The 17,336-nt window shown below is 56.9% G+C and carries 18 protein-coding genes; 10 read left to right on the top strand and 8 right to left on the bottom strand.

All coding sequences use genetic code 11. The features are described 5' to 3' along the window. Window positions 1-86 precede the first annotated feature (86 nt). From RI563_RS04980 to RI563_RS04970, 3 genes are all read right to left on the bottom strand, one after another. Window positions 87-1,328, bottom strand: a complete 1,242-nt coding sequence (locus RI563_RS04980; protein WP_310693250.1) for a hypothetical protein — start codon at window positions 1,326-1,328, stop codon at window positions 87-89. Window positions 1,329-1,408: 80 nt separating this feature from the next. Next, window positions 1,409-3,805: a putative bifunctional diguanylate cyclase/phosphodiesterase gene (locus tag RI563_RS04975; protein ID WP_310693249.1), complete on the bottom strand. Its 2,397-nt coding sequence runs from the start codon at window positions 3,803-3,805 to the stop codon at window positions 1,409-1,411. A gap of 195 nt (window positions 3,806-4,000) precedes the next feature. Further along, window positions 4,001-4,339: a rhodanese-like domain-containing protein gene (locus RI563_RS04970; RefSeq protein WP_310693248.1), complete on the bottom strand. Its 339-nt coding sequence runs from the start codon at window positions 4,337-4,339 to the stop codon at window positions 4,001-4,003. Between the two features lie 154 nt (window positions 4,340-4,493). Here RI563_RS04970 and RI563_RS04965 point away from each other — a divergent pair, with 154 nt between their 5' ends. The 4 genes from RI563_RS04965 (at window position 4,494) to RI563_RS04950 (ending at window position 8,287) form a co-directional block, all read left to right on the top strand. After that, a complete protein-coding gene (locus tag RI563_RS04965) occupies window positions 4,494-6,650 on the top strand; it encodes a tRNA(Met) cytidine acetyltransferase TmcA (RefSeq protein ID WP_310693247.1) in 2,157 nt (718 codons plus the stop codon). Beyond that, window positions 6,650-6,940: a hypothetical protein gene (locus RI563_RS04960; protein ID WP_310693246.1), complete on the top strand. Its 291-nt coding sequence runs from the start codon at window positions 6,650-6,652 to the stop codon at window positions 6,938-6,940. Before RI563_RS04965 ends, RI563_RS04960 begins: the two co-directional genes overlap by 1 nt. A 99-nt stretch (window positions 6,941-7,039) precedes the next feature. After that, the gene (locus RI563_RS04955) at window positions 7,040-7,921 is read left to right on the top strand and encodes a PfkB family carbohydrate kinase (RefSeq protein WP_310693245.1); all 882 of its coding nucleotides are present in this window, start codon (window positions 7,040-7,042) and stop codon (window positions 7,919-7,921) included. A 6-nt stretch (window positions 7,922-7,927) separates the two neighbouring features. After that, a complete protein-coding gene (locus RI563_RS04950; protein WP_310693244.1) occupies window positions 7,928-8,287 on the top strand; it encodes a hypothetical protein in 360 nt (119 codons plus the stop codon). Here the strand turns inward: RI563_RS04950 and RI563_RS04945 are convergent. Then, entirely contained in the window at window positions 8,272-8,469 is a 198-nt protein-coding gene (locus RI563_RS04945) for a PA3496 family putative envelope integrity protein (RefSeq protein WP_310693243.1), read from the bottom strand. The two genes, RI563_RS04950 and RI563_RS04945, sit on opposite strands and share 16 nt — an antisense overlap. Before the next feature lie 191 nt (window positions 8,470-8,660). Between RI563_RS04945 and RI563_RS04940 the strand changes: the two genes are divergently transcribed. From RI563_RS04940 to RI563_RS04925, 4 genes are all read left to right on the top strand, one after another. Beyond that, window positions 8,661-9,500, top strand: coding sequence for a LysR family transcriptional regulator (locus tag RI563_RS04940; RefSeq protein ID WP_310693242.1), 840 nt, complete (start codon window positions 8,661-8,663; stop codon window positions 9,498-9,500). A 159-nt stretch (window positions 9,501-9,659) separates the two neighbouring features. Then, on the top strand, window positions 9,660-10,694 hold the full coding sequence (locus tag RI563_RS04935; RefSeq protein ID WP_310693241.1) for a putative zinc-binding metallopeptidase: 1,035 nt from the start codon (window positions 9,660-9,662) through the stop codon (window positions 10,692-10,694). Further along, window positions 10,691-11,728 (top strand): ATP-grasp domain-containing protein, encoded by a 1,038-nt coding sequence (locus RI563_RS04930; protein WP_310693240.1) that lies wholly within the window; start codon window positions 10,691-10,693, stop codon window positions 11,726-11,728. The genes RI563_RS04935 and RI563_RS04930 overlap by 4 nt, the downstream gene beginning before the upstream one ends. Before the next feature lie 112 nt (window positions 11,729-11,840). Further along, the gene (locus RI563_RS04925; RefSeq protein ID WP_310693239.1) at window positions 11,841-12,266 is read left to right on the top strand and encodes a hypothetical protein; all 426 of its coding nucleotides are present in this window, start codon (window positions 11,841-11,843) and stop codon (window positions 12,264-12,266) included. 23 nt (window positions 12,267-12,289) lie between these two features. Here RI563_RS04925 and RI563_RS04920 read toward each other — a convergent pair whose 3' ends face one another. The 4 genes from RI563_RS04920 to RI563_RS04905 all read right to left on the bottom strand — a co-directional run bounded on the left by RI563_RS04920 (window position 12,290) and on the right by RI563_RS04905 (window position 15,529). Next, complete coding sequence (locus tag RI563_RS04920) at window positions 12,290-12,964, bottom strand: c-type cytochrome (RefSeq protein ID WP_310693238.1); 675 nt, start codon at window positions 12,962-12,964, stop codon at window positions 12,290-12,292. A gap of 229 nt (window positions 12,965-13,193) precedes the next feature. Continuing rightward, a complete protein-coding gene (locus tag RI563_RS04915) occupies window positions 13,194-13,946 on the bottom strand; it encodes an MBL fold metallo-hydrolase (protein WP_310693237.1) in 753 nt (250 codons plus the stop codon). Window positions 13,947-14,020: 74 nt separating this feature from the next. Next, window positions 14,021-15,010, bottom strand: coding sequence for a hypothetical protein (locus RI563_RS04910; protein WP_310693236.1), 990 nt, complete (start codon window positions 15,008-15,010; stop codon window positions 14,021-14,023). Window positions 15,011-15,034: 24 nt separating this feature from the next. Continuing rightward, on the bottom strand, window positions 15,035-15,529 hold the full coding sequence (locus RI563_RS04905; RefSeq protein WP_310693235.1) for a DUF302 domain-containing protein: 495 nt from the start codon (window positions 15,527-15,529) through the stop codon (window positions 15,035-15,037). Between the two features lie 287 nt (window positions 15,530-15,816). Here RI563_RS04905 and RI563_RS04900 point away from each other — a divergent pair, with 287 nt between their 5' ends. Both RI563_RS04900 and RI563_RS04895 read left to right on the top strand, forming a co-directional pair. Further along, the gene (locus RI563_RS04900) at window positions 15,817-16,032 is read left to right on the top strand and encodes a c-type cytochrome (protein WP_310693234.1); all 216 of its coding nucleotides are present in this window, start codon (window positions 15,817-15,819) and stop codon (window positions 16,030-16,032) included. Between the two features lie 18 nt (window positions 16,033-16,050). Then, on the top strand, window positions 16,051-17,336 hold a 1,286-nt coding region (locus RI563_RS04895), incomplete at its 3' end, for an NAD(P)/FAD-dependent oxidoreductase (RefSeq protein WP_310693233.1).

The raw sequence follows: 17,336 nt of genomic DNA, 5'->3' as shown, positions 1-17,336 counted from the left end.
GCGATGTACAGGGATGTACAAGTGTCGCGGGAGGCAGGATGCCGGGAGCGACCCTCTGCGTTATTTTCCAGTGAAATCAAAAACAGCTATTTAAGATCGAAGCGGTTACGCCGCTGGACGAGTTCGTCGTTTTCCTCCAGCTCGTTCAGGTAAGTTGTAAAATCCGGCGGGGTAACATTTTCTGTCTGGATTTTTTTCTGCAGTCTTTCGGCGTGCTTGATCACCGGCTTGTAAATTTTCATGACACGGACATTGGACAGCCACTTGAGCGCCTCCAGCGCCTCGGGATGTTGCGTGGTTGCCAGTTTGTGAAACAGCTGCATGACATTGCGCGAATTGACATCGATGCCGCCCAGGTGACCGTAGGAATGTTCCTGTGGAGGAAAGATGGGCGCGATGATGCGCAACAACTGGGCATCCATCATCGGGGTAAATTCAATACCGGTATTCGCATCCGTCGCACCGACCTGCATCATAAAATCGAGCAGGGGTAAAACTTTCTGTTTTTCCCGGCCAATAAAATTGGCCATATGCTGTGCGAACTCCTCGGGGGAAAGTAAAAACGCAATCGCCAGCCAGTAGAGTCGCCGTGTTTCATCCTTGAGACCATTTTCATCGTTAAGCAAATCACGGGACGCCAGCAAAAGCTCATCATGATCTACATACCGCAGGGCCGCAAACACCAGTTCCTTGAAGGTCTTCAGCTTGCAGTTCTTCCAGTGAATTAATACCGGTAACAATACTTCCCGGTTCAGATCGGCATATTTTTCATCGGCAATAATGACTCGCAGTCCGGGCAACATCTGGGCATCATTGTTGATCAGCCCCTGCCAGAAACCGTTAAGCGCGGGCGCCGAAATAGATGTATCGGTCAACAGGCTATCGAACCATTCATCCTGATGATCGGTTTGATTGGCAAAGTGAAAGCAGATCGCCGACTGCAAAACCGATTGCGGGAGTTGTTCCACCTTTTCAGGCTCGGTCTGCACCAGCATGTCGAGGCCGGCCAATACCACATAACCGGCAGGCGAGCTTTCCTGTTTACTCAGCTGATCGCCGATTTCATAGGGGGTCGGGATGTCGTCGCGTTCAAGCACGGCAACAAAGCCTGATAATACCGCCTCGCTGACTTCCTGATTGGCGAGCATGGCGACCTTGTCTGCCGGAGCTATGGCATCCTCTATCTCGTAAAACATGCCAAGGTAGGCGCGCGCAAAAGGCTCCAGCACCTGCATGTCTGCGCCATTGCGCAAGGTGTCCAGCTGCCCGAGCAGTCGCTCGTCATTTTCCTTGCGGGCCTGTTCGAAGGTATAGTCCGAATCACTCATTTAAAACCGCCAGAATCGGTGAAAGTTGCCATATAATTCAGGCAACTATTATAGAGAGTGACGCGATAACATGACAGCCCTTATGCCGACAGCGAGAATGGCCCCCTTTCTATCAGGGTAATAAACGCCTCAATACGTATCGGCTTGCTGAATAAAAAGCCCTGTACACTGTGCGCCCCGTAGGTGCGCAGAAACTCGAGCTGCCCCGGTCGCTCGACTCCCTCGCCCACAACTTTCAGCTTCAGACTCTCTGCCATGGCGATGATCGCCTGGCATAACTGTTTGTCACCATGATCTGACTCAACATCCCGAATAAAACTGCGATCGATCTTGATCTCGGTAAACGGGAAACGTTTCAGATAGCTCAACGAGGAGTAACCGGTCCCAAAATCGTCCAGAGAGAGGGATATCCCCATCTCCCGCAACTCTCCCAGCACCTCGACCGTATGACTGTCCTCTTCCAGTAACAGAGACTCGGTAATTTCGATCTTCAACCGGTCCGGCTCAACCGCATGTTCACGCAATATATTTCCCAGGTGCCGGGCAAAGTCCTGATTGCGAATTTGGCGTGAGGAAATATTAATTGCCACTCTGGCATCGTCAAATCCGTGGTCGGACATAGTGCGTAAATCACGACATACCTGATGGATCGCCCAGTCACCTATCTCCACAATCTGACCACTCTCTTCTGCCAGCGGGATAAACTGGGCGGGTGAGACGGCCCCCATCTCGGGACTCTCCCAGCGCATCAGGGCCTCGGCACCGTTAATATAGCCGTTCTGGATATCCACTTTCGGCTGGTAAACCATATATAACTCGTCATTGGACAATGCCCGCCGCAAGCGGTACTCCATGGCCAGGCGCTCGGCAGCCCGTTCATTCATCCCTTCGGTATAGAACCGGTAGGTATTCTTGCCGGTCTGCTTGGCCAGGTACATCGCCGCATCGGCATTGCTTAACATGGTATCCACATTCATCCCATCGTCCGGGTAACCGGCGATGCCGATGCTGGCGGTTATGAGAAACTCACGTTCTTCGACGTAAACGGGTTTCGCCAGACGGCTGAATATCTTGCTAACAGTTCGTTCCACGTCTGTCAGCTGCACCAGCCCCGGGATAATGATCAAAAATTCATCGCCACCCCAGCGGGCTACGGTGTCACTTTTCCGTACACAACTTTCTAGATTGTGCGCCATGCGAATCAAAACCCGGTCACCAAATTTATGCCCCAGGGTGTCATTGATGTCCTTGAAGTTATCCAGGTCCACAAACAACACAGCAGTGTGCATATTAAACCGTCGGGAATGGTTGATCGCCTGCTCCAGCCGATCAATGGCCAGCATTCGATTGGGGAAATCTGTCAGCGGGTCGTAATAGGCACTATGTACCAGTTCGGCTTCGGCCTGTTTTTTTCGGGTAATGTTGTGCATGACATGCACCATCGCCCTGGTTTCTGACTGATCGTCAAAAGGTGTCAGGGTCACTTCCCGATACTCACCGCTTTCCGGATAATAAATCTCGAAGTTTTCCAGGGGTGTGCCAGTATCAATGTTATGGCAGACGACACACTCATCTTTTTGCATTCTGCGCGGATGGAAAAATTCATGGCAGTCCTGTTCCAGCATCTCCTGTCGTGGTAGACCGGCCGCTTTTTCCGCAGCTTTATTTACCTGGATGATACGTGCATTGCTATCGACCACGATGGCAGGATCGGGAACCGCATCGTAGGTACTCGATGCGCGGGTCAGTATCTGATAAGGCTCGCTCAGGCTGGTTCGAACCACTGCCAGAAAAATAAGCCAGTAGGAAAGAAACTTGAAAATATGCCCGACAAGAATCGGCAAACTGAAAAGATCCATATAGAGTGTAAAACTCAGCTCGGCTGCCACGGTGCAAACAATGGAGGCGACCATGAGACGATAGATATGCCTGTTCAGCAGTCGGCGGTAATGCGTTATCACGATGATCGCGGCAAGCAGTAACCCGACAATCAGATACTCACTGACAATTTTGGTCGGGGTCAGCCCGACCCCTTCTATAAACATGGCCGGCAGGTGTTCCTGCAATACCAGATACATCACGATGACCGAGCCACCACCAAACACCAGCTGCAGTGCCCGCTTCGATATCCGGTAACTGAAAAACAGCGGCGCGGTCAGTAGCAGGATCGCCTCCAGATAGCGGGTCACAATCCAGAACTGGATGCTGGCATTGCCGCCTTCCAGCGCCAGCACCCCCATTCCCGTGTAACTCAGGGTATGCATCAGATCCAGCACCCCGATCCAGAGGTAGCCGATACCCAGGTACATCAGAAAATGATTGCGCGAGAATCCATAGGTGTACCAGGCGACCATCGCCAGCACGATGGCCACCATGACGGCAAACAGCTCTGCCAGGGTATGAAAGAGCAAAAAATTGTAGCGGCTGACGATCACCAGTACGGCAATCAGCAACACGGGCACCAGCCAGCCCTGCATGGCCAGTATCTTATGGAGTTTCGGGAACCGGTTTCGAAGCGGGGTTAATATCACAGTTATTATCGTAACCGTTATTGTCTGCGTTGAGATAATAACGGCAGCCCCCTGATATTCCTTGAGTAATTTTCCCGCGAGGCGGGCAACAGGGAGAAAGATGTTCCACGCCCGCCAGGCATGGCGGACGGGTCGAACAGGTCAGACGGCGCGCGGCAGGGCGACCTGCTGACCGCTGGAGGCCCAGGCAATCATGCCGCCGCGCAGGTTATAAACGCGGTCGAAGCCTTGCTGCTGCAGGTACATGCAGACCTGGGCCGAGCGGGCGCCGCTGCGGCAGACCACCACCAGCTCCCTGTCTTTTTCCAGCTCGTTGAGCCGCACCGGGACGGTCGCCATGGGCATCGGATCGGCGCCCGGAACAGTCCCGCCGCTGATTTCGTTCATTTCGCGCACATCGATGATGCGAAACCCTTCGGCCTTATTCTCGTACCATTGGGCCAGTTCAGGGGCATCGATTTCCTTGATATTCCAGTGCATGCGTCTCTCCGGTTTGTCTCGTGTGAGGACAGTATATTAGTGTTTTCTTATATTTCAACCCCGATTGGCAGGAATGTGACCTGCTCCAGCCCCGGGCCGCAGGCGTTCCCAGAGTCGTGTAGGATCGACGCCATTCTCTGATTTCGACAAGGCCATGCCTCTGACCGCCGACGCCACCACCGAGATATTGCTTGCCGCCGTCGCGGCTCTGCAGCACCAGGCCCGGGCCGCCAATCAGCGAGCGCTGGTCATCGCCGCTGGCAACCCCGCCTGGAGCCGGTCCCTGGCCGAGCACCTCTGGTCGCCAGTCCCCGCCGGACAGCGCCTGTGGCTCGGCGAAAACCCCGACCAGCCGGATCAGTTGCCCCCACAGCGCGCCGGACAGCTGCTGGGCCAGGAACGCCAGCTGGTGATCGTGGACGCCCATGAGGGCTTTTCGCCCGACGCCTTCGCCGCCATCAGCGGGACGCTGGTGGGCGGCGGCCTGATGCTGGTGCGGGTGCCGCCGCTGGCAGACTGGCCCGGGCAAACGGCAGCCAACCCCTACGCCGGTGACGACTCGCGTTTTATTCGTCACCTGATCCGTCATATCCAGCAGGATCCCGCCCCGCTGTTAATTCAGGAACCGGATCGACTGCGCCCGAGCGCACACCCCTACCCGACCAGCGCGCCCCGCCAGGCGGTCTCCCCCTGTCGCAGTCGCGATCAACAGGAGACCGTGGCGGCGCTGCTCGAGCTGGCCAACCAGCCCTCCCCTCGCCCGCTGGTGATCACCGCCGACCGGGGCCGGGGCAAATCGGCGGCGCTGGGCATCGCTGCCGCCCGGCTGCTGCAACAGCGGCCGGGTTACCGCATCGGGGTCTGCGCCCCCCGACCGGCAGCCTGCACGGCCCTGTTCGAGCGCGCCCGCGCCCTGCTACCCGGGGCCACGGCGGCGCGCAATCAGCTCGCGTATCACGGCGGATTCCTGCAGTTTCTGGCCGCCGATGCGCTGCTGGCGCAACAGCCCTCGCTGGATCTGCTGTTGATCGACGAGGCGGCCGCCCTGCCGGTGGCGATGCTGGAGAACCTGCTGCGCGCCTATCCCCGCATCGCCTTTGCCAGTACCGTACACGGTTACGAGGGCACCGGGCGCGGCTTTACCCTGCGCTTTGCCCGGGTGCTGGATCGTCTCGCCCCCGGCTGGCGATCGCTGCAACTGGCGCAACCGATTCGCTGGGAGGCAGGCGATCCGCTGGAGCAATTTGTCTTCGACGCGTTGTTGATGAATGCTGAGCCCGCCGAACCCGGCCCGGCTGTCACCCCGGCCGACTGCCGGTTTGTCGAACTGGATCGCGATGGGCTGATCGACTCGCCCGCTTATCTGCGCCAGCTGTTCGGCCTGCTGGTGCTGGCCCATTACCGCACCCGCCCCGAGGATCTTTACCGCCTGCTGGACGCCCCCGACCTGCGCCTGTTTGCGCTGGAACAGGCAGGACAGCCGCTGGCGGTGGCCGTCGTGGGTCACGAAGGCGGTTTCGATGCCGCCACTGCCGAGGCCATCTACCGGGGCCGGCGGCGACCACGCGGTCACCTGCTGGCCCAGAGTCTGGCGTTTCATGCCGGCGTGCCCGATGCCGCCCGCTATCAGTACGGCCGTATCCTGCGCATCGGCGTGCACCCGCTGTTGCAGCGCCGGGGACTGGGCAGCGTGCTGCTCGATAATCTGATCCAGGCCCTCGAACGCGAGGCCAGCCTGGATGCCATCGGCGCCAGCTTCAGCGCCGGGGCCGAATTGCTGGCGTTCTGGCAGCGCGCCGGATTACAGCCGGTGCGCATCGGCCTGACCCGCGAACACACCAGCGGCCAGCCGTCGTTACTGGTTTTAAAACCACTGAACAAAGCCGGCCAATCAGTCTTCGAACGCGCCCGCCAGCGGCTGGAACAGCACTGGCCCGCCCTGCACGAAGGCGCGTTGCGGGATCTCGATCCGGCACTGGTGAGGCAACTGGACCTGCCCGTTACCAGTCCGGTAGAGCGGGAGTTGAACAGTGCGGATCAGGAGGATATCGACTCCTTCGTTAACGGCGAGCGGGGTTACGAAGTTTGCGCCTGGCCGATCGAAAAACTGATCGCCCGGATGCGGGAAAACCCGGACATATTCGAGCGACTGGAAGCGGTCGATCAACAGCTGCTGATGCACAAGGTCGTCGACAAATGCGACTGGCCGACACTCTGTCGCACGTTTAAGCTGGATGGACAAAAAGCCGCCCGGCGGCAAGTACGCCAGGCGGTACGCCGGGCCTGGCAACAATGGCAAGAGGAGCCCTGATGAATCAGGAAGAAGAGATCATGCAGATGATCAATCTGCTGGCCGGCGCCGCCCAGGCCGGGGCACAGGGGGTACTGGCACAGGCCGCCTTTAACCTGATGCGCGCCTCCGAGGCGGTGGTCAAGGCGCGCAAGATGCAGATGAGTGACACATTCCAGCAGGCGGCCATGGATCAATTACTGTCCGCCCGCCAGACCCTGTTCCAGGCCCTGGAACTACCCGATGCCATGAACGAAGCCCGCCAGGACATTATCGACACGGGACGAGTGACCTATAACCCCGAGCAGTAAGCCGGCATGACCGCCCCGATCACCCGTGCTGCCATGCCCGTTTTGCCTGGCGACGTTTTGGGGTAAGCTGCGCGCCCGTTTTGTCACCGAACAGGGATCATGAGCCGCATACTCTGCACAGGCATTGCCACGCTCGACATCATCAACCAGGTCGACCACTATCCGGCCGAGGACGAGGAGATGCGTGCCACGGCCCAGTTCGTCCGCCGCGGTGGCAACGCCGCCAATACTGCCTGTGTCATGAGCCAGTTCGATCATCAGATCGAGTTACTGACGACACTGGGGGAGGATGCCGCCGGGCAGACGATCTGCCAGGATCTGCAACAATATGGCGTCAATACCCGACACATGGTCACTCTCCCGCAGGGACGAACCCCCACCTCCTGTATCACCCTCAATCAGCGCAACGGCTCACGCACGATTGTCCACTACCGGGATCTGCCCGAGTTGCGCCCCGGGGATTTTCCCTTGCAGGAGGTTGAACGTTATGACTGGTTTCATTTTGAGGGACGCAATATCGAGACTCTGGAAAACATCCTGGTGCAGCTCAAGGAGCATCGGATCGATCAACCGGTATCGATCGAAATCGAAAAACCCCGCCCCGGCATCGAACGGTTATACCCTTATGCGGATATTCTGTTGTTTTCGCGCGCATTCGCCAAAGCCTGTGACTATACTTGCGCCGATGGGCTGTTCGACGATCTGCGTCGGCGCGATGTGAACGCGATCCTGATCGGCGCCTGGGGCGATGAGGGCGCTTTCGCCTGTGATGCGACGGGTCAGCGTTATCACGCTCCGGCTTCGGCCCCGGCCCGGGTGATTGACACCCTGGGAGCCGGCGACACCTTCAATGCCGGCGTGATTCTGGCACTACTCGAAGGTCGCCCGCTCGACAGTGCGTTAAACGCGGCCTGTGAACTGGCCGGACGCAAGGTGGGTCAAAACGGATTCGCCAATCTCAATTTGCCAGAGGGAGAGTAAAAGCCCATGAAGTTCAGTCTGCTAGCGGTGGGGCAACAGTTCGAATACCAGGGCGAAAGCTATATCAAGTCCACACCGCTTATCGCCCATCAGGTAGACACCGGCGAGCAACGTTTGATACCGCGCTCGGCGAACGTTGTCAGCGCCGACGCACCGGTGGAGGCGCAACCGCTGGGCGATAGCGACATTGAGGCGGAACAGCTGCGGGACGCCTTTGCCGAGCTGGAGCAGACGCTGCATCAGCAGCTCGGGAACGACGCGCATTTTGTCCGGGCCTTCGAGCAGGCCCGGCAACGGTTTTTCGAACGTCTGGGGCTGGCGGCAGTGCCCGTGTCGCCACGGGCGAAGGATCATTCCCCCTCGTAGTAATAGTCGTCCAGCAACCGGCGCAGGCGCATCATTTCCATATGTTCTTCGAGTTTTTTACGCGCGGTGTGACTGTAACGCTCGCGGGAACTTTCGTTATCAAAAACATCGCTGGCATTCAGCTCGTCATCCAGCAACGCTTCGTCTTTATCCAGCATGCCTTCACCCTGTACAACATACATAGCGATTAACCTCCAACGGGATACCGATCATCAAAGCCGGCTTCATCCCGATTTACCTGCGCTATTTAATGCCCGCGAAGGGCGTCGTAAAGCAAAATAATTTCATTGACACCATCGTCATTTTGAATTGAGATTGGCGCCATGATGCCCCGTCCGGGGTCACTGCGGGATAGCCGCCCGGTACCGAGTCTATGGATATTCACGACTTCACCACCTTCCTGGAGGTCAGCCGCACGCGCCATTTCGGCCAGGCGGCCAGAAACCTGTGCATCACCCAGTCCACGGTCAGTGCCCGGATTCGCCAGCTGGAACAACAGTTGGGCACGCCGCTGTTTATTCGCGAGCGCAACAACATTCAGCTGACCCCGGCCGGGGAAAAAATGCTTGGCTATGCCGAGATGATCACCACGGCCTGGAACCGGGCGCGGCAGGAGGTCGGCATGAGCCAGGCCGGGAAACTGCCATTGAGCATCGGCGGCATTGTCAGTTTATGGGACATCCTGTTACAGCAATGGATTCAGCAACTGCATCAACAGCACAGTGAACTTGCCCTGCAGGGCGAAACTCACGGCAATGAAGTGCTGATCCGCCGCACCCTGAGTAACACCCTGGATATCGCGGTGGTTTTCGATGCCCCGCAAAACGATCATCTTGTCGTGCGTGAGCTTGCAACCATAAAACTCGTACTGATCGCCTCGCGGCCGGGCAGCGCAGCCGACACCCTGTTGCAGGATTACATCCTGGTCGACTGGGGCACCTCGTTTTTGACCCGCCACGCGCAGGAGTTTCCCGAACAACCCATGCCATCCCTGCGCATCGGTCAGGGCCGCATCGCCCTGGACTTTATTCTTAACTGCGGCGGTAGCGCTTATCTGGCCGAGCAGATGGTACAACCTTATCTGGATGAAGGACGTCTGCATCGTATCGAGGATGCCCCGGTCATCGAACGCAGCGCGTACGCGGTGTACAACAACCAGAACGAAAAGGCGAAGCTGATCGAACAACTTTTGACTGAAATGCCCGCTTATTGACGCGGGAGTAATGAGCGACCTCGGATACAGAGCCCGTCCGCTAATGCACGCGAATAAACGCAAATAAGTGTATTGTTCATTTGTGTTCATTCGCGTTCATTGGCGGACTAAATAACATGATTTTGAGTCTGTACGATTGAGTGGTTTACTATTCGAACAATGCCGAAGAAATCCAACAAAGCGCCGCGTAACTGGGCACGGCTCTCCAGGGAGCGGCTGCTGGAGCTGCGCATTTGTGATCTGGGGCTGCGCCTCGAAGGCAGTCCGCTGGACGCGCCGCTCAAGCAGCTCTATCGCGAGCTGGAACAAAAACAGTTGCGCTTTCGCCCACATGTCTGGCTATCCGATGAGTGGTTCAGTCCTGACGGCGTGCCCGGTTTTGCCATACCGTTTTTTCTGGCTCATGCGCGCCTGCGACGGCTGGAACGTGAATTCATGCTCGAAGTGGAAGGCGGTGATCGTGCCTGGTGCATGAAACTGATGCGCCATGAAACCGGCCACGCCCTGCTCAACGCCTATCGACTGGATCAACGCCGCGACTGGAAACAAACCTTCGGCCGGCCGTCCATTCCCTACCCCGACACCTATCTGCCCAAACCCTACAGTAAACGCTATGTACTCAACCTGCCCAACTGGTATGCCCAGAGCCATCCGCACGAAGACTGGGCCGAAACTTTTGCGGTCTGGCTCAATCCCCGCTCGGACTGGCAACGGCGTTATCGTAACTGGCCGGCACTGAAAAAACTCCATTATGTCGATGCGCTGATGAACGAGATCCATGACAAACCGCCGCGACTGCGCAACCGCCAGACAGATACGCCGGTGGAGAAAATCCGCACCACCCTGCGCGAATACTATGACGACAAGATCTACCGCTACGGGCTGGACAGCCCCGAATTTTCTGACACGGATCTGACGCAACTTTTTTCTGCCGAACCCGAATATCGGCGCAACGAGAAAGCCTCGCGCTATATCCGTCGCCATCGTCGTGAGCTGATCAGCATCGTCGAGCGCTGGACGCATGAATACCGCTATCGAATTAACGAAGTTATCAACGACATGATCAAGCGCTGCGACGAGTTGCAACTGCGCGTTATTGGCAGCGATGAATCAACTCGCCCTGAACTGGCCGCCTGCCTGACCATGCTGGTGATGAGCAAACTGCACAGCGGAGGTTTTCATATCGCCTTATGAAAAAACTCAAGGTCATGATGCTGCTACATCCCGAAATGGTGCCGCCCCAGGATCTGATCGACGGGGATCTAACCGATATAAACGATCCCCGCCATGACAAGTACCGCACTGAAATGGATGTCAAACTCGCTCTGCAGAAACTCGGGCATGACGTGCTCATCGTTCCGGTACACGACGATATCGCTCCCATTCGCCAGGCGATTGATGAGTGGAAGCCCCATATTGCCTTCAACATGCTGGAAGATTTTGCCGGCTTCGGCGCGCTCGATTTTTACATCGTCAGTTATCTCGATATGCTTGGTATTCCCTGCACAGGCTGCAATGCCCGTGGTCTGCTGTTATCACGCGACAAGGCACTGTCGAAAAAACTGATGGCCTATCACCGTATCCGCGTACCGCGCTTTCGGGTTTTTCCCCTGTCACGCAAGGTGACGCTCAAACGCGCCGTCAATCTGCCCTATCCGATGATCGTCAAATCCAAAATCGAACAGGGTTCGGTCGGTATTGCCCAGTCGTCCTACGTGGAAACCCCCGGGGAGTTGATCGATCGGGTCCAGCAGGTGCACAAAATGACCGGCGAGGATGCAATCGCCGAACAGTATATCGAGGGGCGCGAGTTATATGTCACGGTGATGGGCAACCAGCGACTGGAGGTGTTTCCCATTCGCGAGCTGGTGTTCGACAAGCTCGATGAAGGGATGCACCGCATCGCCACCTACCACGTCAAATGGAACGACGACTACCGCGAAAAATGGGGCATTGATTACCAGTTTGCCCGTAATCTCCCCCTGGGCATAGAGGAGAAGATCGTGCGCATCGCCAAACGGGTCTACCGGGTGCTGGAGATGTCAGGCTATGCCCGGCTGGATCTGCGTCTGGCAGGCGATGGAACAATCTATGTGCTGGAAGCCAATGCCAACGCCGCTATTAGCCGCGACGACGATGTGGCCTATGCCGCGCAAAAAGCCGGTTACAACTACACACAATTGATCCAGAAACTGCTCAACCTCGGTCTGCGCGCCAGCCGGGCCTGAGGCCCGGCTGTCCTCGCGTGGCAATCCTTTGTTAAACTTGTTATCGAATACGGACGCATCAATTCAGTGTTCCATAATTTAATTACCCATCATTTAATATCAGGGCAAGGCTATGAGCGAACAAGAGATCGACATTGAGAACCTGCGCATGAACACCGACGACCTGTATCGTGAAGAGGTCTTCACCGACCAACAGGTTGGTACGCTGCGGCGCCTGACGCCGGTGACGACCGACGGCAGCGACGACACCTCCCGGTCCGTACGCTATCTCGGCCAGTCACAGATGATGACACCAATGGGGGCCCTGCCACTGAATTTCGAAATCGAGGCCGACTCCCTGCAACAGGCCTTCGACGGCTATGGCGAGGCGGCCAAACAGGCGGTGGAACGCACCCTGGAAGAGCTCAAGGAGCTGCGTCGCGAAACGGCCTCGCAGATCGTGGTACCCGAGGCCGGTGGCGGTCTGGGCGGTGCCGGTGGGCCGACGGGTCCGGGGGGTGGTATGGGCGGCCCCGGCGGCGGTTTCCAGCTGCCCTGATCTGAGCCGGTTCGGCTCCCGTTCTATTCCAGTCCGGCCAGATAGGCGGCCAGTACCTCGATATCCTCATCACTCAGATGACTGGCAATGGGTTCCATGATCGGGCTGCGCCGGACACCCTCCCCGGCATGCTGTTCGCCCCGTCCATAGGAACGAAATCGCTCGAGTGTCAGGCGCAGATATTCCGGTCGCTGGCTCGCCAGCCGGGCATATTCGGCTGTGCCGTGACCTTGTTCACCATGACAGCTGATACAACGTTGCGTGTAAAGACGTTGCCCGCGCGCGGCCAGCCCTTCAGCCTGCGGCCGCGCCTTTACCGCCTGACTCGCGTAGTAAATGGCCAGATTCACCTTGTCATCCAGAGAAAAATCCTTCGCCAGTGAATTCATGACAAAGTTTTTTCGCTCACCCCGGGCAAACTTGCCGATCTGATCCAGCAGATAGACCGGGTTCTGACTGGCCAGATTCGGCACATCCGGTTTGACGCTGTTACCGTCATTCCCGTGACAGTAACTGCATAACAGCGCCCGATTGCGCCCGGCCTGCATCGCCTGTTGCCTGGCTCCCGGATCGTCCAGTCGCTGCTCGATGATCAGCATCAGCCCCTTGACTTCATCCTCCATCGCGATCGACGGTGATGCCAGCATCCCCAGTACGATCAACAGGCCAAATCCCTCCGTCAGTTTCCTGTACATCATTTTCCCTCGTTAAAAACTTCTTTGTGACAACGACACGACATTGCTGCGCCACGATACGTCCTGTATCGAACCGTCGCCAAGATTGCTTTAGGGAAAATAGGCCGGTGTTGATCCAGATCAACTCCGGCAAGGTTCTGCGCTATAGCAGGAATAATTTAACCGTCTGCTGCGTCAGTCGGCCCTTTAATACGGGCAGGCGGGACAAATATCCCGCCAGAAGAGGAACACTTCAACCCTGGTCGTGACGATCGCAGGGTGTCCGGTATTTATCCGGCACATTTTCCGGGCAGGCACCGCACTGTTCATTACCCGGGACGGCAAAGTCAATCTTGCGTGGATAGGGCAGATCCATGTTGTCCATGATCTCGACAAATTCATCCAGGCTCTTGTTGTTGCCCAGCCGGGGATTGCGGATTTTCTCCTGGGCGATGGTGGTCACAAAACGACCTTCGTAATCGTGGCTGGGATAAACCAGCGTTTCATCCGGCAGGGTGAAGAATTTATCATGAATACTGCGATACAGCGTCGCCGCATCCCCTGACTGAAAATCAGTGCGCCCGCATGCCTCGATCAACAGGGCATCGCCGCTGAACAGCATCTTTTGCGTACCGTTATCGATCAGATAGGCATGATGGTGATCGGTATGCCCCGGCGTATAAAGGGGATGGATTTCGATATTGCCGAGACGAAACGGCTCGCCTTCGCGTACACCGATATCGGTACACGGCAACTGGTCGATCGCTGGCCCCACAATCTGGCTGCCGGTTAACTCCTTGAGGCGTTTGGCACCGGTCAGATGGTCGGCATGCACATGCGTGTCGAGCGTAAAGTCGAGTTCCAGTCCCAGCTCGTTGAGCATTTTCAGATCCCGCTCCACCGTATCCAGTACCGGATCGATGAGCGCGGTTTTGCCGCTATCGGGACAATGCAACAGATAGGTGTAGGTGGAAGAATCCGGTTCAATGACCTGGCGAAATAACATAATAGCTCCTTGAATCTACGCGGGTATATCAACCCCGATCAAATCATGCACGGATGTTTACCTCATCCACCTTTTCAGGGTGAGGGTATATCGCCCCGTTTTTCTTCGGTGGCAATCCGTTGGACCACCCGTTCATTCAGTTGTTTCAATACCCGGGTCCGGCCCGGCGTGACATGTCCCCCCGACAACCACTCGAGTTCATACGGTTCACGTAACGAGGCGTGCAGTGCCACCACGCTGGTCGCAGGATAGGCACTATCGCCACGGGAATTGATGACCACAACCGGCCGGGGCGAGATTTTCCCCACCCAGCGCTCCGGCTTCAGGTCCTCACTGGCAGTCACAAAACCGAGTATCCGGGCCACCAGCACGCGGATCGGTTCAAAGGCAATCCGCTCGCGCAAACGGTATTCATACACCGCGCGCGGATCGGCCGCCCCCTGCACCAGCCAGACACGGCTGAAACGCTCTTCCAGTGCACCTGCTGTTCCTGCAAAGAAGGCCCCGAGACTGACTCCCACCAGTTCCATCCGTTCGGAATCGACATACGCCTGACGGGCCAGATAGTCGAGTGCCAGCAACAGCGCCGGGGTGGTATCCAGTATGGCTCGCTGTATCTGATCGAAATGCCACAAACCTTCCCAGAGTTCGGGTTTCTCCGGCCCCTGGTAGGGATAGTCGATGGCAGCGACGACCATATCGCCGGTATTCTGGACCAGCTCCGCCGCCTTGCGACCGGTGCCAGCCCCGCCCAGCAATAACATCAGAGGTCGTGAATCATTCTCAGTCATTGGTCGACGTACCGTCATCTTGACCTGCAGGCCGCTGCCGGATATCAACGTCAGATGCTCATAGCGCGACTCTCCCGTTTGCCACTGGCGGGTGACCTCTACCTGTTCGATCTCGCCACGACGATCAAAAAAACGCTCGCTGGGATCACCGCGTACCGGCCAGCCCAGCCACACCACTGGCGTTGCCAGGACAAAAACCAGCAGTGCGAAGAACAGCCACTTTCCCCGGCCACGGCGATCCCGGTGCCACAAACCACGTTGTGCAAAACTCATACTACCTGTAACCGTGTTGTTCTGTTAAAGGGCACCCTCGGCACCAGCCTGCATGATATCCATCAGCGCGTCGCGTACGCGGGTGGCCTCGGCTTTGAGCTCGTCGGTCAGGGTGGCACCATTGAGCATCATGTCGAGATTCATCATCACCAGCCAGCCCTGACCTTTTTCATCTTCAACCAGGGCAATCCGGCAGGGTAAATAAGCAGCGAAATTGATATTTGATTCCACCATGCGCTGCGCTGTCAGCGGATCACAGAACTGATAAATTTCCATTCGTCGGGCCTCTTTGCCCATGGCTTCCACCTGTTTGGACAGTGGCAGTTCAGCGACCAGGTTCATGTTGTGCATATTGGCACGCAATTTCATTGAATCGACCGCATCATTCATACTGATCCCCTCTTGCAGAGGCATTTTCACCACGGTCTGTTCAAGTTTGATATCGGGAAGCGGCCCCCCCTGCACAGCACCGGTGGCCATCAGGCCGACAGTTAACAGCAAGAGAATTATCTTTTTCATTCGCTAACTCCTTTGTCCATATCGCAATACAGCTTTTAATAACATTACCTTATGCTAAACCTCCCGTCACCCTCATTACTTCACCCTTCCCGCAATAACCTTTCCATCACCGGGTTTATGGTCTAGATTATAAACATCTGATCCTTTGATTTCTTGCCCTGTCTTGTTGACTGTATAGAAGGAGGTAACACATGCCCCACTTGCCCTTGCCTGCGACTCTATTATTAGGGATCGCCTCACTTTTTGTTTCAACTACCGCCCCCGGCGCTGAGATCAGCCAGGGGACGATGTTGAGCAACTCCTGTGCCGCCTGTCACGGCACTGACGGTAATAGCCCCGGCGCCATCCCAACCCTGCACGGCAAATCGGCGGATTTTATCGAACGCGCATTAAAAGGCTTTCGTTCCGGCGAGCGAGACTCGACGGTGATGGGTCGCCATGCCACTGGCTACACTGACGAGGAAATCGCGCAGATTGCCGAATATTTTGCCGGTCTGAAATAAATTCAAGGAGTTGCCGTTATGAATCGTGTTAATCGTAGACATTTTATCCAGCTTCTCGGCGGTGCCGGTGTGCTGGCATCCTCATTTGGCCTGACCGCCTGTTCCAAACAACCCACGGCCTCCGGCCGGGTTGTCATTATTGGCGGTGGCTTCGGCGGCGCTACCTGCGCCAAATACCTGCAGCGCTTCGACCCCGATCTGGATATCACCCTTGTCGAGCCAAAGCAAAAATTTATCACCTGCCCCTTCAGTAATCTCGTTCTCGGTGGCATGCGTGAGATAGACAGTATCAGTCACAGCTATCAGGCGCATGAACAACGTGGCATCAAAGTCATCCATGCTATGGCGAGCGAAATCGATCCTGCCGGTAAAAAAGTAACCCTGAATAACGGCTCGAAGCTGGAGTATGACCGACTGGTGGTTTCCCCTGGCATCGACTTTCGCTGGGAAGATGTGGAAGGTATGAGCGAGGCCGATGTCGAGAATCTGCCGCATGCCTGGAACGGCGGACCACAAACCACCGTTTTGCGCAAACAACTGACCGCCATGCCCGATGGTGGCACAGTCATCATTGCGCCGCCGGCCAATCCGTTTCGTTGCCCGCCGGGGCCGTATGAACGGGCGAGTATGATCGCCAACTATCTGAAAAAGAACAAACCCAAATCCAAGGTGCTGATCCTGGATGCCAAAACCAAGTTTTCCAAGCAGCCGTTATTCATGCAGGGCTGGGACCAACTTTACGGTGACATGATCGAATGGGTCAGCGGTGATGCCGGCGGCCGCGTCAGCCGGGTCGATGTCGCCGGCAGGGGCGTCTATAACGAACTGGGCGAATCGTTTTCCGCCAATGTGGTGAACTTCATTCCACCCCAGAAGGCCGGCAAGATTGCCCATGATGCCGGGCTGGTCGACAACACCGGCTGGTGCCCGGTGGATCAGCGGACCTTCGAATCCACCCTGCATCCGGATATCCATGTGATCGGTGATGCCTCACTGGCCGGGGCCATGCCCAAATCCGGTTTTGCCGCCAACAGCCAGGGCAAGGTCTGTGCCGCTGCTATCGTCTCCGCGCTGCACAACACCACCATGCCCGAACCCTCCTATGTGAATACCTGTTACAGCCTGGTGGGTCCTGACTATGGCATCTCGGTCGCGGCAGTCTACCGCTACTCCGGGGATCAGGGTATCTACAAGGTGGACGGCTCCGGCGGTGTCAGCCCCGCCGATGCGGATGCCGAATTCCGGCGAAAAGAAGCCCGCTATACCCGCGGATGGTACGCCAGTATCACCAGCGATACCTGGGG

The organism is Thiohalophilus sp., assembly GCF_031581315.1.
Taxonomy (GTDB): Bacteria; Pseudomonadota; Gammaproteobacteria; order UBA6429; family Thiohalophilaceae; genus Thiohalophilus.
Note: the sequence above shows the minus strand (reverse complement) of the source record. Positions and strands in the feature narration are given on the sequence as shown.